General features: G+C 72.4%; 19 protein-coding genes. 7 read left to right on the top strand and 12 right to left on the bottom strand.

Features of this window, described 5'->3' with window-relative positions; translation table 11 throughout:
* Positions 1–138 precede the first annotated feature (138 nt).
* Positions 139–375: a hypothetical protein gene (locus AB0G01_RS18085; RefSeq protein WP_360946757.1), complete on the top strand. Its 237-nt coding sequence runs from the start codon at positions 139–141 to the stop codon at positions 373–375.
* A gap of 221 nt (positions 376–596) precedes the next feature.
* On the opposite strand, the gene AB0G01_RS18080 is transcribed toward AB0G01_RS18085, so the two are convergent.
* The 4 genes from AB0G01_RS18080 to AB0G01_RS18065 form a co-directional block, all read right to left on the bottom strand.
* Positions 597–1,907, bottom strand: a complete 1,311-nt coding sequence (locus AB0G01_RS18080; RefSeq protein ID WP_360946755.1) for a family 2 encapsulin nanocompartment cargo protein terpene cyclase — start codon at positions 1,905–1,907, stop codon at positions 597–599.
* Between the two features lie 150 nt (positions 1,908–2,057).
* Entirely contained in the window at positions 2,058–3,542 is a 1,485-nt protein-coding gene (locus tag AB0G01_RS18075; protein WP_360946753.1) for a sugar ABC transporter ATP-binding protein, read from the bottom strand.
* The gene (locus AB0G01_RS18070; RefSeq protein ID WP_360946751.1) at positions 3,542–4,588 is read right to left on the bottom strand and encodes a sugar ABC transporter substrate-binding protein; all 1,047 of its coding nucleotides are present in this window, start codon (positions 4,586–4,588) and stop codon (positions 3,542–3,544) included. Before AB0G01_RS18070 ends, AB0G01_RS18075 begins: the two co-directional genes overlap by 1 nt.
* Positions 4,589–4,614: 26 nt before the next feature.
* On the bottom strand, positions 4,615–5,640 hold the full coding sequence (locus AB0G01_RS18065) for an ABC transporter permease (RefSeq protein WP_360946749.1): 1,026 nt from the start codon (positions 5,638–5,640) through the stop codon (positions 4,615–4,617).
* Between the two features lie 146 nt (positions 5,641–5,786).
* Between AB0G01_RS18065 and AB0G01_RS18060 the strand changes: the two genes are divergently transcribed.
* From AB0G01_RS18060 to AB0G01_RS18050, 3 genes are all read left to right on the top strand, one after another.
* Positions 5,787–6,593, top strand: coding sequence for an SDR family NAD(P)-dependent oxidoreductase (locus tag AB0G01_RS18060; protein ID WP_360946747.1), 807 nt, complete (start codon positions 5,787–5,789; stop codon positions 6,591–6,593).
* A 168-nt stretch (positions 6,594–6,761) separates the two neighbouring features.
* Positions 6,762–7,901: a substrate-binding domain-containing protein gene (locus tag AB0G01_RS18055; protein WP_360946745.1), complete on the top strand. Its 1,140-nt coding sequence runs from the start codon at positions 6,762–6,764 to the stop codon at positions 7,899–7,901.
* A 122-nt stretch (positions 7,902–8,023) separates the two neighbouring features.
* Positions 8,024–8,446 carry a DUF4383 domain-containing protein gene (locus AB0G01_RS18050; RefSeq protein ID WP_360946743.1) on the top strand — a complete coding sequence of 141 codons (423 nt, stop codon included), beginning with the start codon at positions 8,024–8,026 and terminating at the stop codon, positions 8,444–8,446.
* A 128-nt stretch (positions 8,447–8,574) separates the two neighbouring features.
* Here the strand turns inward: AB0G01_RS18050 and AB0G01_RS18045 are convergent, their stop codons facing one another.
* Complete coding sequence (locus AB0G01_RS18045; RefSeq protein ID WP_360946741.1) at positions 8,575–9,609, bottom strand: hypothetical protein; 1,035 nt, start codon at positions 9,607–9,609, stop codon at positions 8,575–8,577.
* 198 nt (positions 9,610–9,807) lie between these two features.
* Here AB0G01_RS18045 and AB0G01_RS18040 point away from each other — a divergent pair, with 198 nt between their 5' ends.
* Positions 9,808–10,182: a hypothetical protein gene (locus tag AB0G01_RS18040; RefSeq protein WP_360946739.1), complete on the top strand. Its 375-nt coding sequence runs from the start codon at positions 9,808–9,810 to the stop codon at positions 10,180–10,182.
* Between the two features lie 170 nt (positions 10,183–10,352).
* Here the strand turns inward: AB0G01_RS18040 and AB0G01_RS18035 are convergent, their stop codons facing one another.
* Both AB0G01_RS18035 and AB0G01_RS18030 read right to left on the bottom strand, forming a co-directional pair.
* Positions 10,353–11,846, bottom strand: coding sequence for an FAD-dependent oxidoreductase (locus AB0G01_RS18035; protein ID WP_360946737.1), 1,494 nt, complete (start codon positions 11,844–11,846; stop codon positions 10,353–10,355).
* Positions 11,847–11,911: 65 nt separating this feature from the next.
* Positions 11,912–13,069: a cytochrome P450 gene (locus AB0G01_RS18030; RefSeq protein WP_360946735.1), complete on the bottom strand. Its 1,158-nt coding sequence runs from the start codon at positions 13,067–13,069 to the stop codon at positions 11,912–11,914.
* Positions 13,070–13,343: 274 nt separating this feature from the next.
* Here AB0G01_RS18030 and AB0G01_RS18025 point away from each other — a divergent pair, with 274 nt between their 5' ends.
* The gene (locus AB0G01_RS18025; RefSeq protein ID WP_360946733.1) at positions 13,344–14,330 is read left to right on the top strand and encodes a glycosyltransferase; all 987 of its coding nucleotides are present in this window, start codon (positions 13,344–13,346) and stop codon (positions 14,328–14,330) included.
* Positions 14,331–14,341: 11 nt separating this feature from the next.
* Here the strand turns inward: AB0G01_RS18025 and AB0G01_RS18020 are convergent, their stop codons facing one another.
* From AB0G01_RS18020 to AB0G01_RS18010, 3 genes are all read right to left on the bottom strand, one after another.
* Complete coding sequence (locus AB0G01_RS18020; protein ID WP_360946732.1) at positions 14,342–15,079, bottom strand: 5'/3'-nucleotidase SurE; 738 nt, start codon at positions 15,077–15,079, stop codon at positions 14,342–14,344.
* A complete protein-coding gene (locus tag AB0G01_RS18015; protein WP_360946731.1) occupies positions 15,076–15,981 on the bottom strand; it encodes a PfkB family carbohydrate kinase in 906 nt (301 codons plus the stop codon). Before AB0G01_RS18015 ends, AB0G01_RS18020 begins: the two co-directional genes overlap by 4 nt.
* A 65-nt stretch (positions 15,982–16,046) precedes the next feature.
* Complete coding sequence (locus tag AB0G01_RS18010) at positions 16,047–16,268, bottom strand: DUF6343 family protein (protein WP_360946729.1); 222 nt, start codon at positions 16,266–16,268, stop codon at positions 16,047–16,049.
* A 108-nt stretch (positions 16,269–16,376) separates the two neighbouring features.
* Between AB0G01_RS18010 and AB0G01_RS18005 the strand changes: the two genes are divergently transcribed.
* A complete protein-coding gene (locus tag AB0G01_RS18005) occupies positions 16,377–16,769 on the top strand; it encodes an HNH endonuclease (protein WP_360946727.1) in 393 nt (130 codons plus the stop codon).
* 22 nt (positions 16,770–16,791) lie between these two features.
* Here the strand turns inward: AB0G01_RS18005 and AB0G01_RS18000 are convergent, their stop codons facing one another.
* Both AB0G01_RS18000 and AB0G01_RS17995 read right to left on the bottom strand, forming a co-directional pair.
* The gene (locus tag AB0G01_RS18000) at positions 16,792–17,277 is read right to left on the bottom strand and encodes a TspO/MBR family protein (RefSeq protein WP_360946725.1); all 486 of its coding nucleotides are present in this window, start codon (positions 17,275–17,277) and stop codon (positions 16,792–16,794) included.
* Between the two features lie 66 nt (positions 17,278–17,343).
* Positions 17,344–18,786, bottom strand: a complete 1,443-nt coding sequence (locus AB0G01_RS17995) for an NAD(P)/FAD-dependent oxidoreductase (RefSeq protein ID WP_360946723.1) — start codon at positions 18,784–18,786, stop codon at positions 17,344–17,346.
* Positions 18,787–18,863: the final 77 nt, after the last annotated feature.

Raw genomic sequence — 18,863 nt, 5'->3', positions numbered from 1 at the left:
GACGGTGCTTCGGAGGGCGTGCGACTCGCCGATCGTTACAAGATATGTGCAACTGGTGACCCTCGGTCGTCCCTACGTTGGCCATGACGGCTCGACCCGAGCCGCTGTCGTGGAACGGATGGGACGGTGCGTGGTGCGGTGACCAAGGACGAATTGCTGTTCAACACCTGGCTCACCAGCGTCAACACCCGGTTGGGGCGCTACATAGTCCGGCTCATGGATGAAAGTGCCCACGGCGCTCAGGCGGCCGGTCGGACCAGGTACAGCGTCGAACTGGCCGATGTGGAGGTGGAGTTGGCCGACGACCTCGGACGACTGGCAGAGGCCATCGCGTCGAAGGCGGCCGGGCGTCCGTACCCCGTGGACGAATGGTGAGCTGACGACGTGGAAGTCCGGCCGGGGGCGGGGACGTGGTGTGGCCCGGTGCGGGTCGCCGCGCCTGAGGACGGAGTCCGCCGTGCCCCGGGGACGCGGGCCGCCGGTCGGTGGGAGCCGGGCGGGACGACGGAGGACGGCCGTCTCGATCCGGTGTCCTCCGGATTCGGGTACGGCCGTCCTGGGAGTGGTCACCGCGGTGAGCGGCGTGAGCGGTGGGGTCAGGCGCGGTAGCGCGGGTTCGTGTTGTGCCACTCGAAGCCGCCGCCCATCCACGCCCGCAGGCCGCGCAGGAAGCGGTGCAGCTCGGGGGACGGGACGGCCAGCAGTTCCCGGTGGCCGGCCTCGAAATCGCGCACGAAGCGGTTGTGCAGGTCCACGGTCACCTCGGTCGCCTCGGCGATCGGGCACTCCCGGTCGGCCGCGATCTGGAGCACCATGTTGACCACCGGGTTCTCGTCGGCCGCGTCCTTGGCCACCGAGAGCAGATCGTTGACCAGGACGGCCGCCGTGCCCGCCTGGAACGCGGCGCGCCGCACGCGCGGGTCGTAGTACAGCTCGGCCGGCACCTCGTAGCCGCCGACCGCGTCGACCAGCGTCATGGACGTGTAGAACGTGTCGTGCTGGCGGGTGGCCAGGTACTTCCACGCGGGCGGGTAGTCGCCGGTGTGCCGCCACGCCGCGTAGGTGTTCCAGGCGACGAACATCGCGAACGTCGAGTAGTTCACCCGCTGCACCAGGGCCGGCGAGCCGAACCGGGACAGGTGGTCGATCCCGGAGCGCAGCGCCACCAGCACCGGCTCGGCGGCCAGGGCCTCCTCCAGCGGGGCGGTGAACTCGCCGGCGGCGGGCAGCGGGTCCATGGCGGCCATCGCGAGCGCCAGCCGGGGCGGCAGCTCCGTGGGTGTCGCGCCCCGCTCGCTGTCGTCGGCGTACAGGTCGTCGGCGGCCCACCAGGCGGCGTTCAGCTTGGCCGCGATCAGCAGGTGCTCGGGGTCGTCGCTGTCGGTGTGGGCGAGCACGGCCAGCCGGCCGAACCCCGCGCCGCGCAGGTGGTCCAGCTCCTCGCCGACGAAACCGCACCGCTCGGCCCACTCGACCAGCCGGTCCTCGACCGCGCCGGTGAGCACGTCGTCGACGCGCTCGACGACCGGGACGTAGAGCGGCGAGCGGGTGCCGTCGCCCCACTCGCGCAGGGCGTACCCCGGGCCGGGGGCGGCCCCGGCGGTCCGCGCCGCCTCGCCCACCAGCGCCACTTCGCCCAGCAGCGCGGCCAGGTCCGGCACACCGGGCAGACCGGGGTGCGGCGAGCCGGGCGGGACGGGGAGACCGGGGTACGACGTGCTCAGGCCGGGGACCGGTGGCGCGGTGCTCGGTGGTGCGGCGGGTGGGGGCACGGGGGTCGGTGCGGGTGGTTCGGGCCGCAGTCGGGCGAACCGGGCCGCCAGACGGGCCGCGGACGTCCCCAGCCCGGTCGGCGTGGTCCAGTCGGAGGTCGCGGTCGCCTGTTCGGCGGGGGCGGTGTCCGTCACAACGGTCGAGAGTGGCACTCGCGGCCCCGGTCGGCCATCCGCCAGCCGGGGACACCACCCTCACGAACGAGTGGTTTCCGTTCACGTGGGCCCGTGCCGACCGCCAGGCCGCACCGGAGGAGAAGCCCCCGGCGCGGCCGTCGGTCCGGCTCAGACCTCGCCGGTGTTCATCGTGCGCAGGATGGTGTGCTGGTCGATCCGGTCACCGGTCAGCTCCGCGCACACCTCGCCCTTGTGGAAGACCACGACCCGGTCGCACGCCACGACCAGCTCGTCCAGGTCGGTGGAGCACAGCACGACGATCTTGCCCGCGTCCGCCACGGCCCGCAGCAGCGCGTGGATCTCGGCGCGCGCACCCAGGTCCACGCCCCGCGTCGGGTCGTCCAGCAGCAGCACGGACGGGTCCGCCGCCAGCCACTTCGCCAGCACCACCTTCTGCTGGTTGCCGCCGGACAGCAGCCCGGCGCGGATGTCCACGTTCGGCGGCTGCACCCGCACCCGCTCGGCCAGCGCCCGCGCCGACTCGCGCAGCGCGCCGGTGCGCAGCAGCCCGCCGGCCGCCGCCAGCGCCACCGGCCGGACCTGGGCGATGTTCTCCCACACCGGCTTGTCGAGCATCAGCCCGACCCGCCGCCGGTCGCCCGACACCAGCGCCACCCCGGCCGCGATGGCGGACCGGAAGTCCCGGGGGGTCCGCCCGCCGGGCAGCGTGATCGAGCCCCGCACCGGCCGCCGGATGCCCGCGACGACCTCCAGCGCCGTGGTGTGCCCGGACCCGGCGAGCCCGGCCAGGCCGACGATCTCGCCGCCCGAGCACACCAGGTCCACGTCGGTGAGCCGGTCCTTCACCGTCACACCGCGCAGTTCCAGCTTCGCCGCGCCCGGCGTGCCGGTCGTGCGCACCGGCACCGGCAGGTCCTTGCCCAGCATGGCGTGCACGACGTCGCCGATGTCGAGCTCGGCGCGCGGCCGGGCGTCGAGCACCGTGCGGCCCTCGCGCAGCACGGTGATCTCGTCGCACAGGTTCATCACCTCTTCGAGGATGTGCGACACGAACACCACCGCCACCTCGCGGTCGCGCAGCACCCGCAGGACGTCGAGCAGGAGCGCCGAGCTGTCCTTGTCCAGCGCCGACGTGGGCTCGTCCAGGATCAGCACCCTGGGCCGCACGATCAGCGCCTTCGCGATCTCCACGAGCTGCCGCTGCGCGAGCGAGAGCGAGCCGAGCCTGGCCTTCGGGTCCACGTCCAGGCCGAGCTGCTCCAGCACCGGCACCGCCTTGGCCAGCATCTCCGCCCGGTTGAGCAACGGACCCCGGGTCGGCTCGCGCATCGGGTAGAGGTTGGCCAGCACGTCCAGGTCGGGGAACAGGTTGAGCTCCTGCGACACCACGGCGACGCCGTTGGCCGCCGCCTCGGCCGTGCTGGCGAAGGCGACGTCCGCGCCCGCCAGCCGCAGCGTGCCGGCGTCCGGCGACACCGCCCCGGTGATCACCTTGATCAGCGTGGACTTGCCCGCGCCGTTCTCGCCCAGCAGGGCGTGCACCGAACCGGGGCGCAGCGTGAGGTCCGCTCCGGCCAGCGCGGTGACCCCGCCGTAGGTCTTGGTGATCCCGTGCGCGGTGAAGGCGTGCATCAGTTGGCCTCCCCGATGGGCTTGAGGTGCTTCGCCGGGTCGGCGAGCTGCTTGTCGGTCTCCGCCTTGAACGCCGCCTTGCGGGAGTCCTCGTCCTTCTGGCGCGCCATGATCTGGTCGATGTTGGCCGCGTTCACCACCAGCGAGCCGGTGTCCCACCAGCCCTTGGGCATCTCCTTCTTGGTGCGCGCGTGGTCGGCCAGGATGCGCAGCGCGACGTAGCCCTTCATCCAGTGCTCGGGCGAGGCGAGCGCGAACACGTAGCCGTCCTTGACGGCCTGGAGCGCGGCGACGTCCGGGTCGCACGAGCCGGCCAGGAACTTGCGGCCGGTGTTCTTCTGGATCAGCGCCAGCGACACCGCGTCCTGCGCGCCGACGCCCAGGTAGCCGATGGCGTCCGGGTGCGCCTTGACGATGTCGTTCCACTTGTTGAAGTTCGACGTCGGCTCGGAGCCGGAGTCGAACGGGCCGGTGATCGTCAGGCCGGGGCGCTTGGCCTCGATGACCGACTTCATGCCGTCCAGCCGCTGCTGCAACAGGGTCAGGCCGGGGATCGCGTTGCCCAGCACGACCTCGCCGGTGGTGCCCTCCGGCACCTGCTTGACGAACTCCTCGCCGAGCAGCTTGCCCAGCTCGGTGTTGCTGTTGCCGATGAACAGGTCGACCTTGGTGCCCGCCGGGGGAGCGGTGTCCACGGCGACGATCGGCACGCCCAGGTCGGTGGCCTGGTTGAGCGGGCGCACGAACAGGTCGGGGGTCAGCGTCTCCAGGGCGACGCCGTCCTTGGAGTTGCGGATCGCCGACTGGAAGAGCTGGACCTCCTGCGGACCGTCCACCTGGGACGGTGCGCTCAGCGTCAGGTCGATGTTCCCGGCGTCGGCCGCGGCGGCCTTCGCGCCGAAGGCCATCTCCTGGAACGGGTTCTGCGTCGACGTGGCGTAGACGAACGCCATCTTGAGCGGCGTGTCGGCGGACGGTTCCGCCGCGCCACAGCCGGCCAGCAGACCGGCGACGGCGAACGCCGCCACGTACCGATGGGGACGCATCAGGGACCTCTTTCCTACGCGGGGTTTCACAGGCCGAGCATTGATTCGCGGGCTCGCCGCCGACTGCGCAGCGCGCTGTCCACCCCGACCGCCAGCAGGACGACCAGACCGGTGGCGAACGAGCTCCAGTTCGCGGGGATGTTGAAGTAGACGAGACCGCTGGACACCACGCCCAGCAGGATCGCGCCGAACACCGCGCCCACGACGGTCGCGACGCCACCGCGCAGCGGCGTGCCGCCGATCACCGCCGCCGCGATCGCCTGGAGCTCGAAGCCGGTGCCGATGTTCGGGTCACCGGAGGTGAAGAAGGCCAGGCCGAGCACGCCGGCCAGGCCGCCGATCGCCCCGACCAGGATCAGCACGTACATCCGCGTGCGCGGGATGGAGATGCCGGAGAACGCGGCGGCGTCCGGGTTGGACCCGATGGACCGCACCCGGTAGCCGAACGGCGTCCACCGGAGCACCACGGTCAGCCCCGCCGTGACCGCGATCAGGATCCACACGCTCACCGGGAGCCCGAGCCAGTCGCCGCCGAGCACGGAGAAGAAGGAGTGCTCCAGCGGCAGCCCGGTCACCTGCTGCCCCTCGCCGAGCGCGACCGCGAGTCCCCGGTAGAGCTGCATCGTCGCCAGGGTGGCGACGAACGCCGGGATCGCGACGTGCTGCACCACCAACGCGTTCGCCAGGCCGAGGACCGCGCCGAGCGCGATGCCCGCCGCGCACGCCAGCCACGGGTTGAAACCGTCCCTCATCAGCAGCGCCGAGGTGATCAGCGAGAGGCCGAACATCGCACCCACGGAGAGGTCGATCTCCCGCATCGCCAACAGGAACGCCATGCCCGCGGCGAGCAGCGCCACGTACACGGAGTTGTTGAGCACGTCCCGCAACTGCCCGATGGTGAGGAAGTTGGGGCGCAGCACGCCGATCACGAGCACCAGCAGGATCGTCGCGATCAGCACGCTGCTGGATTCCGCCCGCAGCACCTGCCTGCCGAACCCGACGATCGAGTTGCCCTTCCGGGTTGTCGGGACACGTCGGTCTACCTCGGTCATGCCGCCTCCGTCCGCCCTGTACGGCCCCAGGGTGCGGCGGCGGCCTGGGGAACGCTTGCCCGATGGCGAACAGCCGTTGACCACCAGCGCACCGACTGTGGCCGGGGCCACAGCGAGTCGGCAGGCGCTGACTAGCGTCTGCGGCCATGGGCAGCATCGAGGGCAAGGTGGCGCTGGTAACCGGTGCCGGTTCGGGGATCGGCGAAGCGGTCGCCCGCAGGCTCGACGCCGAGGGCGCGCGGGTCGCCGCGCTGGACGTCGACTCGACCGGGGCGGAGCTGACCGCGGGCCTGCTCCGGCAGGGCATGGCGGTGGTGGCCGACGTGTCGGTCTCGGCTCAGGTGGACGAGGCCGTGCAGGCCGTCGTGGACACCTACGGCCGGCTCGACATCCTGGTCAACAACGCCGGCATCCGGGGCGGGCAGGAGGCGGACGAGGCCTTCGGCCGGTTGGCGTCGCGGCTGGCCGAGGGGAAGTCGGGCGAGCCGACGACGATGCTGGACGCCACCGTGGCCATCAGCGACGAGGCGTGGCACCGGATGCTCGGCGTCCACCTGGACGGCACCTTCTACGGCACCCGCGCGGCGCTGCGGCACATGACGAGCGGCGCGGTGATCGTGAACGTGTCCTCGGTCTGCGGGATGACGGGCTGCGCCCACATCCCGCACTACTCGGCCGCGAAGGCCGGTATCGAGGGCCTCACCAAGGCGGTGGCCCGCGACGTCGCGCCGCGCGGTATCCGGGTGAACTGCATCGCCCCCGGATACATCGACACGCCGCTGGGCGACGTGATGGCCCCCGTGGTGCGCGAGGACCTGGAGCGCCAGACCCCGTTGGGCCGGTTCGGGCTGCCCGCCGAGATCTCCTCGGCGGTCGCCTTCCTGGTCGGCCCGGACGGCACCTACGTGACCGGCCAGACCATCGGCGTCAACGGGGGTTTCGTGATCCGCTAGGGAGCGCCGTCGAGGCGTGACCCGCTCGAACGCGATGCGGTCGTGACCGACCGTCCTCACCGGACTCCGGCGGCGCTCCCCGGGCGAGGCGGCCCGGCGTGGTCCGGGGGCGGTCACCCCGCCCACCCGGTCCGCCGCAGGACCGGAATCGGCGTGCGGTGCGCGCATATGATCCTGGCACGGTCGTTCGACCGCACGACCAGCCAGGAGGCGCGCATGGACGCGAGCCGGAGACACCACGCGATCCTGATGGCCGTGCGCGCGGCCGGGAGCGTCCGCGCCGCCGAGCTCGCGACCAGGCTCGGCGTCTCCGCGATCACCGTCCGCCGCGATCTCGCGGAGCTGGAGGAGCGCGGGGACGTGACCCGGGTGCACGGCGGCGCGGTGCTGCCCGGCGCGGTCCAGGACGCGGTGGTCGCCCCGGCGCTGCGCCGGCCGACCGGTCACCGGGCCGCCATCGGCATGGTGGTCCCGGCCGCGAGCCAGTACTTCCGCGAGGTGGTGGAGGGCGCGCGCCGCGCCGCCCAGGCCCGGGACACCAAGCTCGTGCTCGCCGTGTCGGACGGCCACCTCGACGACGACCGGTCCCCGGTCCGACGGCTCCTGGAAGCCCGGGTCGACGGCCTCCTGCTCACGCCCGGCGAGCCGGGGTCCCGACCGGTCCCGGCGCTGGAGTGGCTCGCCGAGCTGCCCGTTCCGGTGCTGTTCGTCGAGCGGTCCTGCGCACCGACCGCGCACCTGCCCCCGGTGGAGTACGTGGCCTCGGACCACCGGCACGGCGCGATCCAGGCCGTGCGCCACCTGGCCGAGCTGGGTCACCGCGACGTCGCGCTGATCACCGGCCGCTCGCCGGCCAGCGGGTGGATCACCCGGGGCTACGACGCGGCGGTGGCGGCGTTGGGGCTCTCGCCCGCCATGCCCCGCCACGAGGACCACGCCCACGAGGAGATCGCGCGGCGGTTGGACGACTTCCTGGACGGGTTCGCCCGCCACGGGGTCACCGCGGTCCTCGCGCACCCGGACAGCATCGCGATCCAGGTCCTGCGACGGGCGCGGCAGCGCGGCCTGGTCGTGCCCGACGACCTGTCGGTCATCGCCTACGACGACGAGTTCGCGGGCCTGGCCGACATCCCGCTGACGGCGGTCGCGCCACCGCGCGAGAACGTGGGCCGGCTGGCCGTCGAGTTCCTGCTCCGCAAGCTGCACAGCGGTCGCAAGGACCGCGCGGAGCTCCACATCCACCTCCTGCCGCACGTGGTCGTCCGCGCCTCGACCGCCGCACCGCGTGCCGCCGTCCGGGTGGTCTGACCGGGGCGGCGGCACGCGGTTTCCCACTTCCGGGGCGCGGGTAGCCGAGGATCGACCGACGGAGGACAGCGATGGTGACAGGAGTGGCGATGTCGCGGGTTGGCGCACTCAGACGGGCACCGGTGCGGACCGCGGCTTACGTCGTCGGCGTGGTGTTCCTGGCGCTCGGCGTCGCGGGCTTCGTGCCGGGGTTGACCACGAACCACGACGCGCTGAGGTTCGCGGGCGACTCGGAGGCGCTGCTGTTCGGGGTGTTCGCCGTGTCGGTGCTGCACAACATCATCCACCTGCTGATCGGCGTCTGGGGTGTCGTGACGGCCCGGTCGGTGCGCGGTGCCAGCCTGTTCCTGGTCAGCGGTGGCGTGTTCTACATGGTGCTGTGGTTCTACGGCCTGGTGGTCGGCACCGCCCCCGGCCCCGCGAACTTCCTGCCGATCAACACCGCCGACGGGTGGCTGCACCTGTGCTCGGCGCTGGTCATGACCGGTCTCGGGTTCGCCCTGACCCGGAAGGCGTCGCAGACCCGGCCCCCGTCGGGTTCCTGAGCGCGGACCGCGCGGGACCGGGCTCCAGGCACCACGTCCCAGGAACCACGTCCCGGTGTGATCCGGTCGATCGAGCATTCTTCATGATTGAGGGGAGTCGCCTTCGGTGACGCCGGCTGATCTCGTCTTCACCGCTGTGCGCAGGAAGTGGTGGCCGGAACCGTCTTCTGGTCACCGCTGGTGAAGTAGGCTTCCACGAAGACGCAGCCCCGGAGCGTGGTGAGCATCGGGCCGAGACCGTAGGGGATGGGAGTCGCCCGCGACGGCTCGGTGAAGTCGAATCGGGTTCCCGTTTCCGGGCGGTGGCCGATGACGTGGAGCGTCCACCCGGCCGGTATGACGTACGTGCCCTCGTTGAGGCCACCCCAGAGCACACGCGCCCAGATCACCGGACAGGCAGGCGAGGTGCGTAGTTCGATAATGCCGATTCGCTTACCTTCGGGACCGAAAACCGCTGGCCTGCTCGACTCCACCGGCTCGCTCGCGGGCGGATCGGCACATTTGCTGTCCGTCCCGTCGAGCCCGCGCGGGTCTTTGCCGTCGTAGCGGGCTTCGACCTGCAAGGCGTCGGGCGGGGTTGTCGGATCGTCCGCCGTGTCGCTCGGCCCGTCGGTCACCCTGTGGACAATCAGCGCTCCCAGGCCGATGAGGCCCACCAGAGCCACGATCAGCACACCACGTCGGGGTGATCTTGTGCGTCCTGCGGTATCCACCGGCCGGTCAGGGGTGGTCGACGTTGGAGGGGTTGAAGCCTTCCTGCCGACCTGGTCTGCCGGGAGTAGCGCTGGATTCTTGTTCCGGTACCGCTCCAGGAGCAGTTCGGCCAGATCCTGGGCACCCGCCTCTTCCCGGCGGTTGAGCGTGCTTCTGCTCGGCCGGTCCAACCCCTCTCTCGACTTGATCCCTTGGATAGCTAATCGGCGTCGTTCGCTGAGATTCCTTTCCACGGAGAAGCCGACGGCAAGCGCGTTGCGGATGGCGAGACCGGTCATCGTGTCGGCGAGGGCATGGGCGGTGTCCCGCAACCGCTTCTCGCCTTCCTCGATGTCCGAGGTGCCGAGCACTTCGAGGAGGAGGGGGTGCTCCCGGAGCTTCAGGGCGGTCAGGCCCTCCTTCTCGCGCAACCGCTTGATGATGTCGGTCAGCGTCCCGGCACTGATCACTGGCGATCTCCTCTGGGCTGGGGATTCCGCCGTCCGGCGATGGCTTCCCAAAAGTATCCCATGTCGACCTCGAATCGACCTTGGAGCGGGATTGACACCCTTTTGGGATGACGGCTGTCCCATGGTGTGAGCATCGACCCGAGGGGTTGAGTGGCACTCGTGAGCGGTGCGGGTGGAAGCTTTAATGGAGAAGGGGATATGAGGAAAAGGCTGACCAAAGCTTTACTTGCCGTGGGTCTCACGCTGGTGGCGACCTTTGCGCTGGCGCAGCCCGCGTTGGCGGTGGGCAAGACGGTGACGATTTCGATCGGCGACTGGAACTGCCGACTGAACAACGAGTACAAAGGATCGGTGTCCCGTTCGCTGATCGATGTCGTGCCGGGCACCAATCCGCCCGCTTCGTGGCAGAACGGCAGGAGCCGCACTGTCAACGTGACCTACAATTCCGGTGGTTCGGCGGTCACCATCGCTGCGGTGGTGTATTGCAGCACTGGTTGGTTCAGCGGCTACTACCGCGAGATCGCGGCGGGGATGTGGGTGAACAACCAGACCGGCTCCGACTGGCAGATCTGATGGTGCGGCCGCGTGGTCGGCCGATGTGACGAAGTCGGCCGGCCGTGATCAGCGCGATGGCCCTGGGTGTCGGTAGCACCCAGGGCCATCGCGCTGATCTGCTGCCGACGCCTCGACTCATTCCGACAGGGTTTCCCAAGCGCGAGGACGTTCGGCAAAACGGTCTTCGATCAGTCGCCGAGTTCGCGGCGGGGCAGGGGATCGGTGGCCGGGCCTTCCAGGACTTCGCCGTCCACGCCGAACCGCGAACCGTGGCACGGGCAGTCCCAGCTCCGTTCGGCGTCGTTGAAGCGCACCAGGCACCCCAGGTGCGTGCAGCGCGCCGACACCACGTGCAGCTCGCCGTCGTCGTCGCGGAACGCGGCGACCTTGCCCAGGCCGTGCCGCACCAACCGGCCGTGCCCGCGCGGCACCTCGTCGACCGAGGCGACGTTGCCGGGCCGGAGCCGGTCGCCCACCAGGTCCACGACCACCTCGGCGTTCTTGCGCAGCAGCGTCGGCACCGAGCGCGGGGACATCCGGTGCGGGGTGAACCGGGCGGCCCACGGCAGCGGGTCGCCGGTCAGCTCGGCGGCGAGCGCGAGCCCGGCGAACGTGCCGCCGGACAGGCCCCACTTGCGGAACCCGGTCGCCACGAACACCCGGTCGGAGCCGGGCGTGTACGACCCGACCATCGGCATCCGGTCGAACGCGACGACGTCCTGCGCCGACCACCGGTGGGTGAACTCGGCGACGTCCCAGCGCTTGTGGGCGTAGTCCTCCAACGCCCGGTACGGCTCGTCCTCCGGTGACCCGGTCGGGTGACTCCCGCCGCACACCACCAGGAGGTCGCCGTGCACGGCGAGCGACCACGAGGGCTCGCCCGCGCTGATCCCCAGGCCGGTCGGGGGAGCGCCCGAGCGCAGCCGCGCGGCCACGCAGTACGCCCGCACGGTCTCCAACCGGGCGAAGTACGCGCCCCGGTCCAGCAGCGGGAAGTGCGTCGCCACGACCACGCGCTCGGCGACGACCTCGCCCGACGCGGTGTGCACGACGCACGGCGTGCCCGAGTCGATCCCGGTCACGCGGCTGCCCTCGAACACGTACGAGCCGTCGCCGTCGACCTGCGCGGCGAGCGCGTGCAGGTACTTCACCGGGTGCAGCGTGAGCTGGTCGTCCAGCCGGACGGCGTCGTACACCTCGAACGGCACCCCGAGCTGTTCGCCCCGGTCGCGGGCCACCGGCAGCCCCGCGTCGAGCGCGGCGGCGGCTTCCTGGTCGACGGCCGCGATCTCCTCGCGGGTGGCCGCGTAGGTGTAGGCGGGCATCCGGCGCAGGTCGCAGTCCGCGTCCGCCGCCCACTGCGCCACCTGGGCGACGCCCGCCAGGCTCGCCGCCGCGTAGTCGGCCGCCGCGTCGGCCCCGTGGGCGCGGGTGAGCTCGGAGTAGACCGTGGCCTGCAACGCGGTGACCTTGGCCGTGTTGTTCCCGCTGGTCCCGCTGCCCACCCGGTCGGCCTCGACCAGCGCGACGCGCAGCCCGGCGCGCTTGAGCAGCAGGGCGGTCGTCACACCGGCGAAACCGGCCCCCACCACGGCGACGTCCACCGCCGTGTTCGAGACGAGCGGGTAGTGGCGTGCGGCGTCGGTCAGCCACAACGAGTGCTGTGCGGTTGTCGTGTCCACACCAGCCGCATACCCGCCGGCGGGCCGTTTGAACGTGGCCCGGGGCGCACGATCGCGTCGGCCGGTCACCGCGCGGGTATGCGCAGGGTGAAGTGGTCGAGGGTGGCGGGCAGGGGTGCCCGCAGCACGGGCCCGGCGAGGTGCTCGCGCAGCGCGTCGAGCATCGTGCCGGCGGTCAGCAGCACGAGGTCGCGCCCCGGGCACACCCCGGGACCGCCGCTGAACGGCACGATCGCCGGGTCGTCGGTCGGCCACAGGCCGGGCGCGTACTCGTCGGCGTGCGGCCCCCGCCGGTGGAAGTACGGGGTGAACACGACGAACGTCGTGCCGGCGGGCAGCCACCCGCCGCGCCAGCGGGTCGGCCGGGTGCTCTCCCGGAGCAGGATCGGCGTGGTCGGCCACAGCCGCGCGGACTCCAGCACGCCCGCCGCGCCCGTGCCGCCGATGGCCAGCGCGCGCATGGTGACGATCCCGGCCGCGTCGAACGCGAACAGCCAGTGCGGGACCTGCCCGGCCAGGTCGTCGGCGGGGGCGGTGGCGGCGAGGCTGCCGGGCTCCGCGCGGTCCAGGTGCGCGCGCAGCCGGCGGTCGAACCGGTGGCGCAGGGCGTCGCGACGGGGTCGCAGGTACGCCCAGTTCCCGGCCCGCCGCAGCGCCGCCAGCTCCTCGGTGAGCTCGACGTCACCGCGCGCGCCGCCGCCGAGCACGATCCGCCGCACCACCCGCCACCACGTCTGGGTGAACGCGTCCCAGGTCAGCTCGCCCGCGCTGTGCACGTGCCGCGCCAGCAGGTCCGCTTCGTCCCGCACCACCGGCTCGACGTCGACGCCCTCGGGCCTGAGCACGCGCTCGGTGAACCGCCTGCGCCGTTCCCGGGCCGCGCCGCGCGACGCCAGCACGCCGTGCGGCTGGAAGTGCGCCAGCGCGGCGCGCTTCTCCCGCGTGGCGAGCGCGAACGGCTCGGGGGACTCGGCGAGCAGCCTGCCCACGTCCCCGGGGTCCAGCACCAGCGCGAAGCTGCGGCCGGTGACCCGCAGCCGCAGCGGCCCCGCCCCGTACCGGTCGCGCAACGACCGGAGCACGGCGATCGCGGACGCGTCGGTCTGCCACCGCCCGGCCAGTGCCATCGCGCCCGGCCGCCGGACGATCACGCCCTTGGCCAGCGTGGGCAGCAGCACCGCGCCGAACGCCCTGGCGGTGTCCCACCTGCTCGCTACGTCCACAACGCCTCCTCCACGCGTCCCCGCCCGGCCGGCGCGGGCCGGGACGGTCCTCACGGGAGTGTGGCCGCTCGGGCGGGTGCCGGCTCGTCAAGCGCGATCGGGGTGATTCGCCCGGTCAGGTGGTTTGGGCGACCGGCTGCCGGCCAAACCTCCCGGTGGCCGCCGCGCCGAGGCCGCGGGCCGCCTCCGCTGGTAGGTCCTCTGTGGACGGACCGGGTCCGGTCGGCGACCCGCTCCGCGTTCGCGCGTGATACCCACCACAGCAGGAGGTCGCGTGAAGATCGCCGTCGTCAGCGACGTCCACGACCCCGTGGACGCCGCGCTCGCCCGCTCGGGGCACGACATCACCGTCGACGAGGTGGGCGAGGACGTGGGGGAGTCCGTCGCCCGCTTCACCTGCCGGTGGCGCACCGACCCGCCGGACGTCGTGCACGCCCGCGGCACGGCGGCCGGGGTGGCCGCCCTGGTCGCCTCGCGCGAGTCGGGCCTGGTGGTGGTCCAGTCGTTCGGCGGCGTCGAGGTCGGCCGATCCGGCGACGCCGAGCGGACCCGGGCCGAACGCCTGGTCGGCCGCGAGGCCGCGCACGTGCTCGCGGTGAGCGTCGACCAGCGCCTGGCCCTGCTCGGGCTGGGGGTCCGGCGGTCGAACATCTCCGTGGTCCCGGCCGCCGTGGACACCGACGTCTTCCACCCCGACGGGCCGGCCGCGCCCCGGGGCGCGGGGTCCCGCCTGGTCGCGGTCGGCGAGCCGCTCCCCGAGCGGGGGTTCCAGGACGTGGTGGCCGTGCTGCGCTCGCTGCCGGACACCGAACTGGTCGTCGCCGCCGCGCCGGGCGGGCCGTGCGCGCGCCGGCTGGCCGCGCACGCCGACGTGTGCGGCGTCGCCGACCGCGTGCGGTTCGACGGGCGCACCGCGCTGCCCGCCCTGCTGCGGTCGGCCGACGTGGTGGTGTGCCCGGCGCGCGGCGAAGCCGACCCGACGGTGGCGCTGCGAGCGATGGCCTGCGGGGTGCCGGTCGTGGCCACCGCCGTGGGGGTGCTGCCCGAGACGGTCGTGGACGGGGTGACCGGACGCCTGGCCGCGCCGCGCGACACCGCCGCCCTGGCCCGCGCGCTGCGGGCCGTGCTCAGCGAACACGGCCTGCGGCAGGCGTTCGGCATGGCCGCCTTCGACCGGGTCCACGCCCGGTACGCGGTCGGCCAGATCGCGGTGGAGGTCGAGAAGCTGTTCGAGGGCCTGGTGCCGTCGCGGGCCGTCTGACCCCGCCCGCCCTACCAGTCCACGTCCCGGTCCTCGGTCACCGGCAGCAGCGGGGTCACGGTCGAGTGGCCCTCGGCGAGCAGGACCGCGTCGCTGCCCGGCGGCAGGTCGCCTTCCACGACGATCGAGGCCAGGGTGATCGACCCGTCGTCGGTCTCCTTGACGCGGCTGCGCACCATGCCGAACTCCGCCAGCGACGCGCGGCGCGGCACACCGGCTCGCGGCCGGTTGGGGACGTTGAGGTTGAGCGTCGTGCCGGGCGGCGCGGCGGCCAGCCGGTCGAACAGACCGGTGGCCACCTCGACCGCGGTGCTCCAGTGCTCCACGTCCCACTCCAGGCCGACGTCGAGCGAGACGGCCATCGAGCGCGCGCCGTTGATCGACGCGGTCAGCGCCGCGCCGACGGTGCCGGAGTGCAGCACGGCGCGACCGACGTTCGCACCCCGGTTGATCCCGGACAGCACGATGTCCGGGGGACCGCCGAACGAACCCTGGGACGCCACCAGCGCGATGAACGCGGGGTGGGCGGCGACCGCGTAGCCGGGCACGCCGGGCAGCCCGGCCAGCTCCCGGCGCTCCACCCGCACCCGCCGCTCGTCCTCGGCGGCGGTCAGGCCCGCGCCGGTGCCGCTGGACTCCCGCGCGGGCGCGGCCACGACCGTGGTCCAGCCGTGGTCCACCGCACCGCGGGCCAGGGCGAGCAACCCGGGCGAGTCGATGCCGTCGTCGTTGGTGATGAGCGCTTTCACCTGTCGTCCTCCCACTGCTTGAGCCGTACCCGCCCGACCATTTCGCGGACGACCTCCCCGCTGCCCGACCCGAGGCCGTGCCGCATGATGTTGACCGCGCCGGCCGCCGCGCCGAGCTTGAGCGAGTCCTCGACGGACAGGCCCTGCGCCAGGCCGGCGGCCAGTCCGGCGGTCATCGAGTCGCCACCGCCCCGGGTGTCCACGGGGGACATGTCGGGCGACTCGACCAGGACGAACCCGCCGTCGACCATCGCCAGCGTGTCGTCCGCCGCGCGGGACACCACGACCGTGCCGACCCCCGAGTCGGCGAGCTTGCGGCACGCCTTCGCCAGGTCGGGCAGCGAGTCGGACTCGGCGAGGCCGTCGGAGACCAGTTCCTCGTGGCTGACCTTGACCACCGCCGGGCCGCCGGCGAGCGCGGCGGCCAACCGTCCGCCGGAGAGGTCCACCACCACCTGGCAGCCGTTGCCGCCGAGGTCCGCGGCGAGCCTCTCGTAGACCGAGTCCGGCACCGGCTCGTCGTCCTCGGCGGGCCCGCTGAGCACGGCCACGCCCGCGCGCAGCGCTTCGACCAGGGTCATCTCGTACAGGTCGTCCAGTTCGTGCCGCGACAGCGCGTCCGCCGGCATCACCACGAGGGGGTCGCGCACGCCATCGCGGCGGTCGTGCACGTAGGCCCCGTTGCGGGCGGCGACGTCGCGCGCCTTCAACTCCACGCCGACCAGGTGCCGCAGCACCTGCCCGGTCTCACCGCCGAGCGCCGCGCACAGCACGACCTCGACGCCCAGGGACTGGATCATCCGGGACTGCCACACGCCCTGGCCGCCGGCGTGGACGTGGATGTCCGGCTCACCGTCCAGCACCTCGACCGTCACCGTGAGCTGGGGGGACGGGGCGAACACCGCTACTCGACCTGTAGTCATGAGACCCTTTACCCGTTTTGCCCGATTTACACCCCTGGTGTCGATCAGCCGGGATCACCGCGCCGCTTCCGGTGGACCACCCAGAGGAGATCCGCCACCAGCCCGAGGGCGAGCAGGCCGAGCACCACCGCGAGGAACGCGTACCCGGCGCGCGCCAGCAGCACCGCCGCCCCGCCGTTGAGCACGATGCCGAAACCCGCGAGCCACAGCCGCAGCGTCAACGCGCTGCGCGGCGGTGCGCGGGGAGGAAGTCCGTCTTCGTCCATGTGTCCCGGATTCCCGGATCGACCGGACCGCACACCGGTGGGCGGGTGGGGACTCCGCAGTCGGTGCGCCGCCCGCCGGTCGGGCCCGGTGGTCGGTAGGCTGGTCCGATGGCGGTCGACCGAAGCCGGCGGGGCCGTGCCGCCCGCAAGCGCAAACGCCGGATGGACAGCGTCGAGCACGACCTGACCGACGCGCAGTGGGCCGCGCTCCGGGACGCCTGGGGCGGGTGCGCCTACTGCGGCGCGACCGACCAGCCGTTGCAGCGGGACTGCGTGCAGGCGATCTCGCGCGGTGGCCGCTACACCGTGGACAACGTCGTGCCCGCCTGCCGCTCGTGCAACGCCGGCAAGTGCAACGCCGAGGTCACCGGCTGGCTGCGGCGCAAGCGCCTCGACGAGCGGGCCTTCCTGACCCGGCACATCGAGATCCGGACCGCCCTGGGCCTGATCGCCGTCGCGGAGCCGGACCCCGTCGACGGGCCGGTGCCGTCGACCGGATGACCACGGCCGCACCGCGCTCCGGTCAGGCGTTGGCGCGCCACAGCGCGAAGGTCAGCGCGGTCGCGAAGGCCACCCACACCCAGTAGGGCACGAGCAGCAGCGCCGCCGCCCCCGAGATCCGCCGGAACAGCCCGATGTTGACGGTGATCAGCACGAGCAGGGCGACGATGTCCGCGCCCGCCAGCTCGAAGCTGCCCGCGCCGAAGAACAACGGCGTCCACAACGCGTTCAGGACGAGCTGCGCCGCGTAGACCCACAGCGGCAGGCCGAACCCGATGCGCCGCCACACCAGCCAGCCGCTGACCGCGATCATCAGGTACAGCACCGACCACACCGGACCGAACAACCACCCGGGCGGGGCCCACGGGGGTTTCACCAGGGAGCCGTACCGGTCGGACGAGCCGGTCACCGCCAGCGACCCCACCAGGGCGATCGCGACCACGGCCGCGACGAACCCCGCCAACCCCCACCACTGCCTGCCCTGACGCCTGACCGTCGCCGAGACCACGTCGTCTCCCTCCGCGCTCCCGCAGGGTAGCCACCCGAGGCCCCGGCGAAACGATCGCCGCGCCGGTCAGTCCTTCCACGGCATCTCGTCGCGGATGCCCTCGTGGATCGCGAAGGCGTTCTTGACGGCGGCCTTGAGCGCGCCCTCCGCCCACCGGCGGTGCCGCCGGTCGCAGGCGTCGTTGGCGAACCACACCCGGCCCACCGGCCGGATCACGTCGTCGTAGAACGTCTCGCTCATCTCGAACGCCCGGAACAGCGGGCCGATCCCGCACGCGAACCAGTCCAGGGCCCAGTCCTTGTAGACGCCGAACTCGAAGGTGTCCCGCGCCTCGGGGTGGATCTTGACCAGGTCCTCCAGCGCCTGCGCGACGCTCTCCTCCCCGGCCAGCGGCGTGTACGGCATCGAGTCCTGCTCCCAGCAGTACGACGCGATCATCACGCCCCGCTTGTAGCGGGTGTCCTGCCCGGCCGGCGGGTAGACGATGTTGCGGATCGCCAGGTCGGTGACGGTCAGCCCGTGCGTGATCCCGTACGAGGTCTCCCACCACCGCTCGGAGAACTGCATGAACAGCTTGTGCGCGCGCCCGTAGTAGGTGTTGCGGATCGCGTACCACTTGTCCGGGTCCAGGCCGCTGATCTCCATGTGCCGCAGGCTCGCGAACGGGACCGTGACGACGCACTCGTCGGCGGTCACCACCTGCGAGCGGCGGCCCGCGCGGAAGTGCACCCGCACGCCGGTCTCGTCCTGGTCGATCGCGTGTACCTGCGCGCCCATCCGGATGTCGTCCATCAGGTAGGGCTCGAACGCGCGTGGCAGGCAGTCCGCGCCCTGCTCGATGTAGACCAGGTTCCCGAAGACGTCCTCGTAGTAGTGCGAGAACCACTCGACGAGCGAGAAGTGGTAGCGCCCTTCGAGGTTGAACAGCGGGCCGAGCATGGCGAGCGCACCGTCACCGAGCCCGCGCTCCTTGAGGTAGCCGAGCAGCGTGTACTTGTCGTAGTCGGTGAGCAGCCGGTGCCAGGCCTTGTCCGGCTCCTCGTTCTCCATGATGTCCACGAGCGGTTGCACGGTGTGCCGGAGCAGTTCGTGCGGCGGCCGGGCGGCTTCCTCGGCGGACAGGTCGAAGGAGAACGAGTCGGCGCGGAAGTCCTTGCGCCGCACGCCCTTGCCCTGCAAGTAGATGAACGTGTCCTCGTCGTACATCGGGAACGGCCGGGTGGCCAGCGCGAACCGCTCCTTGATGAGGTGCTGGACCAGCGGGTGCTGTTCCGGGAACCGCATCGCGCCGAACTCGCCGTACAGGTCCCCGGCGAACCCCCGGTGGGTCAGGATTCGCCCGCCCACCCGGTTCTGGCCCTCCAGCACGACCACCTCGTGGCCGGCTTCCTTGAGCAGCAGGGCGGTGGTCAGCCCGGCTATCCCCGCTCCGACCACGACGACCTTCCGCCGTGGTGCGGAACTGTCCGGCAATCCGTCGCGCAACAGGTCGAGCGCCGCCAATTCCATGGGCCACGATTGCGCCGCCCGGATCTGCGGGGCAAGAGCCGTTGCCCGAATGGCGCGGTGTATCCCCCGATCCGGTA

Source organism: Actinosynnema sp. NPDC023587 (assembly GCF_040640215.1).
Taxonomy (GTDB): Bacteria; Actinomycetota; Actinomycetes; order Mycobacteriales; family Pseudonocardiaceae; genus Actinosynnema.
The sequence above is the reverse complement of the archived record's forward strand: the minus strand, read 5'-3'. Positions and strand labels throughout refer to the sequence as shown.